Raw genomic sequence first — 7,772 nt, forward strand, 5'->3', positions numbered from 1 at the left:
TCCACCTCGTCGGCGCTGCGCGCCTCGATGCGCCGGTGGCTGCCGACGGCCTCGAACTTGCGCGTCTGCGAACGATGCTTCTTGCGTTTGCGCTTGCCGCTGGCACGCAGCAGCAGCGCATCGAATCCACCGCTGAGGTCGACGGCCAGCGAAAGATTGGGGCTGGCGAAATGATCGAGCGATGCCAGCGGATTGGCGATGCCGTCGAGATCGGGCAGCAATCTTTCCAGCGCGATGAGATCAACATCGGGCCGGGACCCGGCGATCGCCGCGAGCATTGAGCGGATGGCTGTGATGTCGCCGCTCGCCAGCCATTGCGGTTCGGCGGCGGCGAAATTGCCATTGGCGTGGCGGCCGCCCATGAACTGGGCGACCCGCAACGGGCCGCGCTTGACCACCTCCAGCGCCACTGCGAAAGCCGGCCTGCCCTCCAGTTCGAGCGTGGCGATGAGCAGATCGGGCTTGACCTCGGCGGCCCAGGTCAAGACCCATGCCGCACTTTGCGCCGGCGCATAAAGTGCCGAACGACAGAACGCCGCATACGCCGCGAGTCCTTCGGCGGCGGCAACTGAAACCGACAGCCCCGCGGTATGCCCGGGCAGTGCGCGTGATGAAGCCTGGATCGCCGCGAGCCGCTTGCCATCAAATGACGCGGTTGCGTCAACCATACCTCAATCCTTAAGGCGTACTGATCCCGATTTGGGGGGCGCTCGGGCGTATTCCGTGCTTGGATAGCCTAGGCGCAAAAGGTGAATGAATGATCGACGGTGGGGAGGCAATCCGGAAACTGGCGCTCAACGTCGCCCGCTATACCGGCCTCGCACCGCTGGCCAGGCCGTTTGTCGGCGGCATCGGCGCCATCCTGATGCTGCACCGCGTGACGGCGACACCCGAAAAGCCCGACAGCGTCAACCGGCACCTCAACATCGCGCCCAGTTTCCTCGATGCCGTGATCGCCGACATGAGAGCGGACGGCTATGCCTTCGTCTCGATGGACGAAGCCGTGGAGCGCATCAAGGCAGGCGGCAAGGGCGGCCGGTTCGCCACCATCACCGCCGACGATGCCTATCGCGACAACATGACCGAGGCCTTGCCGGTGCTGGAGAAGCATGGCGCGCCGCTCACCATCTATGTCGCTCCAGGGCTGATCGATGGCACCGCCCACCTTTGGTGGGATGTGGTCGAGGACATCGTCAATGCCTGCGATCGCCTGACCCTGACCACACCGAACGGCCCGACCGTGATCGATTGCGCGACCCCCGTCAGGAAACATCAGGCCATCGCCCGCCTGCATGCCTATTTTACCACCGAGGTCGGCGAGGAGGACCTGCGGAGCGTGCTGCGCGATCTGGCCGCTTCCAATGGGGTCGACGCGGACGCCCCACGCCTGCGCACGCTGATGAACTGGGATGAGATCCGTACCGTCGCCGCACATCCGCTGGTGACGATGGGCGCCCATACGGTCAACCACAGCAATCTGAAGCGGCTTTCCGAGGCCGATGCGCGGCGCGAGATCGGCGCCGTCAACGACATGCTGCGAACTGAGCTTGGCGAGGAACCCCGCCATTTCGCCTATCCCTACGGCTACGCCAGCGCCGTCGGTTGCCGCGAAGTGGGCTTCGCGCGCGACGCCGGCTATGCTTCCGCCGTGACCACCCGCCACGGCGTGCTGCGCGCCGAACATGCCGGTTTCCTGCATGCCTTGCCGCGCATTTCGGTCAATGGCCGCTACCAGAGCCTGCACCATATCCGCACGATGCTGTCGGGCGTGACGACGCCGCTCGCCAACGCCGGCAAGATGCTCGTCACGATCTGACGGACTGCCCGGTCCGGGCTGGGCTCAGCGCTTGGCCCTCGGCTCCAGCATCAGCCATTTGATGATGCCCATCGCTGGCAGCACCCAGAGCAGACCGCTAAGCAGGAAGAACAGGAATTGCACCAGCGCGCCCGACTCCGACAGGCGGGCGACCGCGAAGATCGACGCGACCAGCGCGTAGATGATGACCAGCGCCAAAAGCAGGAACATTCCGATAAGCTTTTTCAGTCGAATGGGCATGGCTTGGCCTCGTTGATGGCTACCGCTTAGGCCGAACGCGGGACGCGCGCAACCTACCACATCAGGCGCGACGGCGTGCCGCGCTGCGCGGTCTTGCCAGCAGGAGTGCGATGGTTCACCAATCCGCGACATTCAACCTGCCGGGATATAGCCATGGCCGCCATCACCGCCGCCGCGCCCTATCAGGCCCGCGACCGCGACCTGCACAACCGGGTACTCGTGCGCGGCTGGCTGTACGTCGTGCTCCTGGTGCTGTTCGCGCTGGTGCTGGTTGGCGGCGCCACGCGGTTGACCGAATCCGGCCTGTCGATCACCGAATGGCAGCCGATCCATGGCGTCATCCCGCCGCTCAACGACGCCGACTGGCAGGAGGAATTCCAGCGCTACCAGCAGATCCCGCAATACACAGAGCTCAACAAGGACATGAGCATCGAGGCGTTCAAGTCGATCTTCTGGTGGGAATGGGCGCATCGCCTGCTCGCGCGCAGTGTCGGCCTGGTCTTTGCCTTGCCGCTTCTGGTCTTCTGGGCGACGCGCCGCATCGAGCGCGGCCTTGGACCGAAGCTGGTCGGCATTCTGCTTCTCGGCGGGCTGCAGGGGGCCATCGGCTGGTGGATGGTGGCCTCCGGCCTGGTCGACCGCGTGTCGGTGAGCCAGTACAGGCTCGCCACGCACTTGACGCTGGCGGCCCTGATCTTCACCGCGACCATGGTTGTCGCGCGGGGTCTCGCTCCTCACTCCGAGCCTGCGGCCGATCGCTCGACGCAGAGATTGGCCGGTCTCATCGTGCTTCTGGCGCTGATCCAGATTTATCTCGGCGGTCTGGTGGCCGGTCTCGACGCCGGCATGAGCTACAACACCTGGCCGCTGATGGACGGCAGGATCGTTCCCGGCGATCTGCTCATCCTCGATCCGGCGTGGCGCAACGTCTTCGAGAACCCGAAGACGGTGCAGTTCATCCACCGGCTCGGCGCCTATACGGTCTTCGCCGTCGCGCTCTGGCACATGATCGCCACGCGTCGGCGGCTGCCAGGCTCGACGCATGCGCGACGCGCGACGCTGTTGTTCGTTCTGGTATTGGTGCAAGCTTCGATCGGTATCGGCACGCTGCTGATGCAGGTGCCCCTGCATATGGCGCTGACCCATCAGGCGTTTGCGCTTGTTGTGCTGGGCTTTGCCGCCGCCCATTGGCGGGGCACCAAGGGCGCTTATCCCTTGCCCAACGAGATTGCCGTCGGACGCTGAGCGCGGCCGATCACATCCAGAATTCGTTGGACTGCGTCGTCTTATCGCCGCCTTCGCCGCGCCGCCAGGCAAGGAAATGCTCGCCGCGCAACTCGTCGGCAACGTCGTCGAACGGCTTCAGCGCCTTCACGATCGCCGGTGAGCCGTCCTCGCGCCGCACCTTCCAGATGCGGCTCGAGAAGGTTTCGGCAATGAGTTCGGGTTCGCTGACTTGCCAGCGCGCTGGAAAGGCCGGTGCGTCCATCACAGGCCGAGCATCAGGTCCATGTTCTGGACGGCCGCGCCCGAGGCACCCTTGCCGAGATTGTCGTAGACCGCCAGCAGCAGCGCCTGGGCTCTGCTGTCGTTGGCAAAGACATAGACCTTCATGCGGTTGGTGCCATTGTAGATCTCCGGGTCGATGTCCGGCACGCGCTCCAGATGCGCATAGGGCGCCACCTCGACCACACCGCCCTTGATCGCGGCGAAATGGTCCGCAATGGCGGCGTGAAGTTCGGCACCCGTCGGCACGCGTTCGAGGCCGCCGAGCTGCAACGGCACCACCGTGATCATGCCTTGGGCGAAATTGCCCACCGCCGGCTGCATGATCGGATCATGCGACAGCTTCGCATAGGCCTTCAATTCCGGCACGTGCTTGTGCTGCAGGGTCAGGCCATAGGGCAGGAACTCCGAGGCGTCCTCGCCCTTGGCGACATAGTCCTCGATCATCGGGCGCCCGCCGCCCGAATAACCCGTGATCCCGTTGACGGCGATCGGGAAATTGGCCGGCAGCAGGCCTGCGGTGACCAGCGGCCTGAGCGTCGCGATCGGTCCCTGCGGCCAGCAGCCGGGATTGGCGACGCGCTTGGCCGTGGCGATCTTCTTCGCCTGCTCCTTGTCCAGTTCGGCGAAGCCATATTCCCAGCCTTCGGCCACGCGATGCGCGGTCGACGCATCGATCACCTTGGTGGTGTCGTTGGTGATCAGCGAGACGCTTTCCCTGGCTGCATCGTCGGGCAGGCACAGGATGGCGATATCGGCGGCGTTGAGGAATTCGGCGCGCGCGGTCGTTTCCTTGCGACGCTCGACCGGAATGGAAATGATCTCCAGATCGCCGCGCTCGGCAAGCAGCGCCCGGATCTGGAGGCCGGTGGTGCCGTGCTCGCCGTCGATGAAGATTTTCGGTTTCATTGCCTGATCAAATTCCCTGATATACCAAGACTATATGCCGTTGCCATGATTGACCGCGGCGCCGTTGTGGTTGCCGTTGTTCAGCTCCTCGAGCCGTGCCTTTCGCTCGGCCAGCAGGCCGAGATACTGCATGGCCACCATCGAACCGGCGATCGCCGTTATATCGGCGTGATCATAGGCCGGCGCAACCTCCACGACATCGGCGCCGACGATATCGACCTGGTTGAGCTGACGCAGCGTCGACAGGATCTTCGCCGAGGACGGGCCGCCCGAAACTGGCGTGCCGGTTCCAGGCGCATAGGCCGGATCGAGGCAGTCGATGTCGAAGGTCAGATAGGTCTTCTTGCCGCCGGTGCGATCGACGATGGCGTAGGCGATGTCGGAGGCGCGCATCTCCTCGATCTCATGGCCATAGAGGATCTTGATGCCGAACGTGTCGGGCGCGTGGGTGCGGATGCCGATCTGGATCGAGCGGTCGGGATCGATGATGCCTTCCTTGACCGCTCGGCCGACAAAGGACCCGTGGTCGATGCGCTTGCCGTCATCGGGCCATGTGTCCTGGTGGGCGTCGAACTGCACCAAGGCCAGCGGTCCGTGGATGGCGGCATGCGCCTTGAGCAGCGGCCAGGTGACGAAATGGTCGCCGCCCAGCGTCAGCAGGAAGGCGCCCGATTTCAGGATCTTGGCCGCTTCGCGCTCGATCGTGCCGGGCGTCTTCTGATGGTTGCCCGAGTCGAGCAGGCAGTCGCCATAATCGACCACGGCGAGGTGCTCGAACAGATCGCGCGAAAACGGGTATTGCGGGTCGTTGTCGAGGATCGCCGAGGCGCGGCGGATCGCCTGCGGCCCGAACCGGGCGCCCGGCCGGTTGGTGACGGCGGCGTCGAAGGGAATGCCCCACACCACCGCATCCGCGCCCTTCACGTCCTTGGTGTATTTGCGCCGCATGAAAGACAGCGCGCCCGAATAGGTCGGCTCAAGGGCGCCACCCGTTTTGGAGCGGGCGGTGAAGGCATGGTCGATGTTCTTGGTCGCCATTACGGGTCCTCGTTTTCATCGGGGTGCAACAACTACAGAACCGGCATGGAAGATGCCAGTCACAGCTTGGGGAGACGAAACCGCGCCGCCCGGGCGCCACGGCAAGACAGGATTTGTATCATCATGACGCAGACCGCGTTTCTTAATCCGTCGGATGCCGTGGTGTCGACCCACGCCGGCACGATCGCCGGCGATCGCTTCCAGGTTCTCGATTCGTGGCGCGGCATCTGCGCGTTGCTGGTGGCGCTGTTTCATTTCCCGACCGCATCAGTGATCTCGCAGAGCAGCTTTATCGGTTCGTCCTACCTTTTCGTCGACTTCTTCTTCGTCCTTTCCGGCTTCGTCATCGCCTCCAGCTATGCCAATCGGCTGGGCCGGCCGGAAGAGGTCGCCCGCTTTGCCCTGGTCCGTTTCGGCCGCATCTATCCGCTGCATCTGGTCATGCTTGCCGCCTTTGCCGCCTTCGAATTGTTGCGGCTGATGCTGCCGCAATTGCATGGCACGGGGGCCGCTCCCTTCACCGGCGGCTTCGACCTCAAGAGCCTGGCTGCCAATCTCCTTCTGCTGCAAGGTGTCGGCTTCGAGGATCGGTTGACGTGGAATGCGCCAAGCTGGAGCATCTCGGCCGAGTTTTTCGCCTATCTCCTGTTTGCCGCCGTGGTCCTCATCGCCGGCGCACGCGCCTGGATATGGTTTGTCGCCGCCGCCGTCACCGCGCCGCTGTTCCTGCTCGGTTTCTCCACGCATCATATGGATGTGTCCTACGATTTCGGCTTCATCCGCTGCCTCTACGGCTTCTCGCTCGGCGCCCTGCTGGCCTGGTTTCAGCATGATTCCATTGCAGGGGCGCGACAGGTCCTGGTCACAAACGGCCCGCGGGTGAGCTGGACTCTTGCCGAAATCGTCATGGTGGCCGTCATCGTTCTTTTTGTCTCGCTGGCGGGCGACAATGATTTCGGCATCGCCGCGCCCCTGGTGTTCGCCCTGGCGTTGTTTCTGTTCGCCCATGAAGGCGGCTGGATCAGCGCGTTGCTCAGGACGCCCTTCATGCTGACGCTCGGCGCGCTGTCCTATTCGATCTACATGGTCCACATCTTCGTCCAGGCGCGCCTGATCAACGTCGCCGGGCTCGTCGAGCGCAAGCTCGGCCTCGGCTTGATTGGCGACATCGTGCTGCGTGGCGGGCCCGCGACAGGCTTTGGGCCCGGCTGGACAGGGACTGTAGCGATCGTCGTCATGCTCGCCGCCACCATCGCCGTGTCGTGGATCACATGGCGCCTGGTCGAAATGCCTGCAATGGCCTGGTTCCGCCGGCTCTCGAAACGCATCTGACCCGCATCGCCGGCCAACCGCTAGCCGGCTTCGTTCACCTGGATGTCACCGAGGTCGCCTATCCCCGGCTCGATCCGGCAAGGAGCGATTCTCGATGCGGACGATCTGGCTGAACCTTCTGCTTTCCACCGCGCTGGCGGCCTCCGCCGGCCAGGCCTTGGCCGGCGAAACACGCGCCAGGCAGATCCTCGACCGCTTCGAACATGCCAACCAGTGGCGCGACCATGTCATGGTGGCCGCGCACAGAGCCGGCAGCATGCAGGCCGGCAAGACGCTCTATGCGGAAAACTCGCTCGCGGCGGTTGAAGGTTCGATCGCGATCGGCGCCGAAATCGTCGAGGTCGACATCAGGCGCTCGAAGGACGGCGAGCTCATCGTCATGCATGACAGCTGGCTCGACCGTACGACGACCTGCAAGGGCGAAGTCATCAACTACACGCTGGCCGAATTGAAGAGATGCCGGCTGGTGATCGAGGGCACCCATGCCGTCACCAACGAGACCGTCTCGACATTGCGCGAAATGCTGATGACGACTAGGGACAGAATCCTCATCAATCTCGACAACAAGCTCGAAGTCGGCGACCTCCCGGGCATGATCGCGGTGGCTCGCGATCTCGGCATGGCCGAGCAGGTCATCGTCAAGGAAAACCTTTGGAACCAGAACAGGATCATCACGGTGAAAGCCGCCATGGCCGCGGCAGGCGGTGGCTTTCAGTTCATGCCGATCATTGCCGATGACGCCGTGCATGATGCCGGCTTCGCCTCGACGGTCGACCACGCTTTCGCGCCGGGCGCGATCGAGCTGATAAACTGGCGGGCGGGCGCGGAGACGTTGACCGAAACCGGCGGGCCGCTGTTTAGCACGCGTATGCGCGCCGAGGCGGTGAGGGGCGATTGGCATATTTGGGCCGACACCTATGCCATCGTCAAC

The 7,772-nt window shown here is 64.1% G+C and carries 7 protein-coding genes and 2 pseudogenes; 4 read left to right on the plus strand and 5 right to left on the minus strand.

Going from position 1 to position 7,772, the window contains the following annotated elements; genetic code table 11:
- Positions 1-668, minus strand: a pseudogene (locus EOA36_RS20160) (GNAT family N-acetyltransferase); the annotation flags it as partial.
- 89 nt (positions 669-757) lie between these two features.
- Between EOA36_RS20160 and EOA36_RS20165 the strand changes: the two are divergent.
- On the plus strand, positions 758-1,816 hold the full coding sequence (locus tag EOA36_RS20165) for a polysaccharide deacetylase family protein (protein WP_127279126.1): 1,059 nt from the start codon (positions 758-760) through the stop codon (positions 1,814-1,816).
- A 24-nt stretch (positions 1,817-1,840) separates the two neighbouring features.
- Here the strand turns inward: EOA36_RS20165 and EOA36_RS20170 are convergent, their stop codons facing one another.
- Entirely contained in the window at positions 1,841-2,056 is a 216-nt protein-coding gene (locus EOA36_RS20170) for a DUF2842 domain-containing protein (protein ID WP_027143610.1), read from the minus strand.
- A 153-nt stretch (positions 2,057-2,209) separates the two neighbouring features.
- Between EOA36_RS20170 and EOA36_RS20175 the strand changes: the two genes are divergently transcribed.
- Entirely contained in the window at positions 2,210-3,301 is a 1,092-nt protein-coding gene (locus EOA36_RS20175; protein WP_127279127.1) for a COX15/CtaA family protein, read from the plus strand.
- A 49-nt stretch (positions 3,302-3,350) separates the two neighbouring features.
- Here the strand turns inward: EOA36_RS20175 and EOA36_RS20180 are convergent.
- The 3 genes and pseudogenes from EOA36_RS20180 to speB form a co-directional block, all read right to left on the minus strand.
- Positions 3,351-3,548, minus strand: a pseudogene (locus tag EOA36_RS20180) (aminoglycoside phosphotransferase family protein); the annotation flags it as partial.
- Positions 3,545-4,471 (minus strand): N-acetyl-gamma-glutamyl-phosphate reductase, encoded by a 927-nt coding sequence (argC, locus tag EOA36_RS20185; RefSeq protein WP_127279128.1) that lies wholly within the window; start codon positions 4,469-4,471, stop codon positions 3,545-3,547. The pseudogene EOA36_RS20180 and the gene argC, both read right to left, overlap by 4 nt.
- Positions 4,472-4,501: 30 nt before the next feature.
- On the minus strand, positions 4,502-5,509 hold the full coding sequence (speB, locus tag EOA36_RS20190) for an agmatinase (RefSeq protein WP_127279129.1): 1,008 nt from the start codon (positions 5,507-5,509) through the stop codon (positions 4,502-4,504).
- 123 nt (positions 5,510-5,632) lie between these two features.
- Between speB and EOA36_RS20195 the strand changes: the two genes are divergently transcribed.
- On the plus strand, positions 5,633-6,841 hold the full coding sequence (locus tag EOA36_RS20195) for an acyltransferase (protein ID WP_127279130.1): 1,209 nt from the start codon (positions 5,633-5,635) through the stop codon (positions 6,839-6,841).
- Positions 6,842-6,935: 94 nt separating this feature from the next.
- Positions 6,936-7,772 (plus strand): glycerophosphodiester phosphodiesterase family protein (locus tag EOA36_RS20200; protein ID WP_145969233.1); only part of this gene is annotated, 837 nt, incomplete at its 3' end.

Origin of the sequence: Mesorhizobium sp. M8A.F.Ca.ET.021.01.1.1 (assembly GCF_003998025.1) — a bacterium.
Taxonomy (GTDB): Bacteria; Pseudomonadota; Alphaproteobacteria; order Rhizobiales; family Rhizobiaceae; genus Mesorhizobium.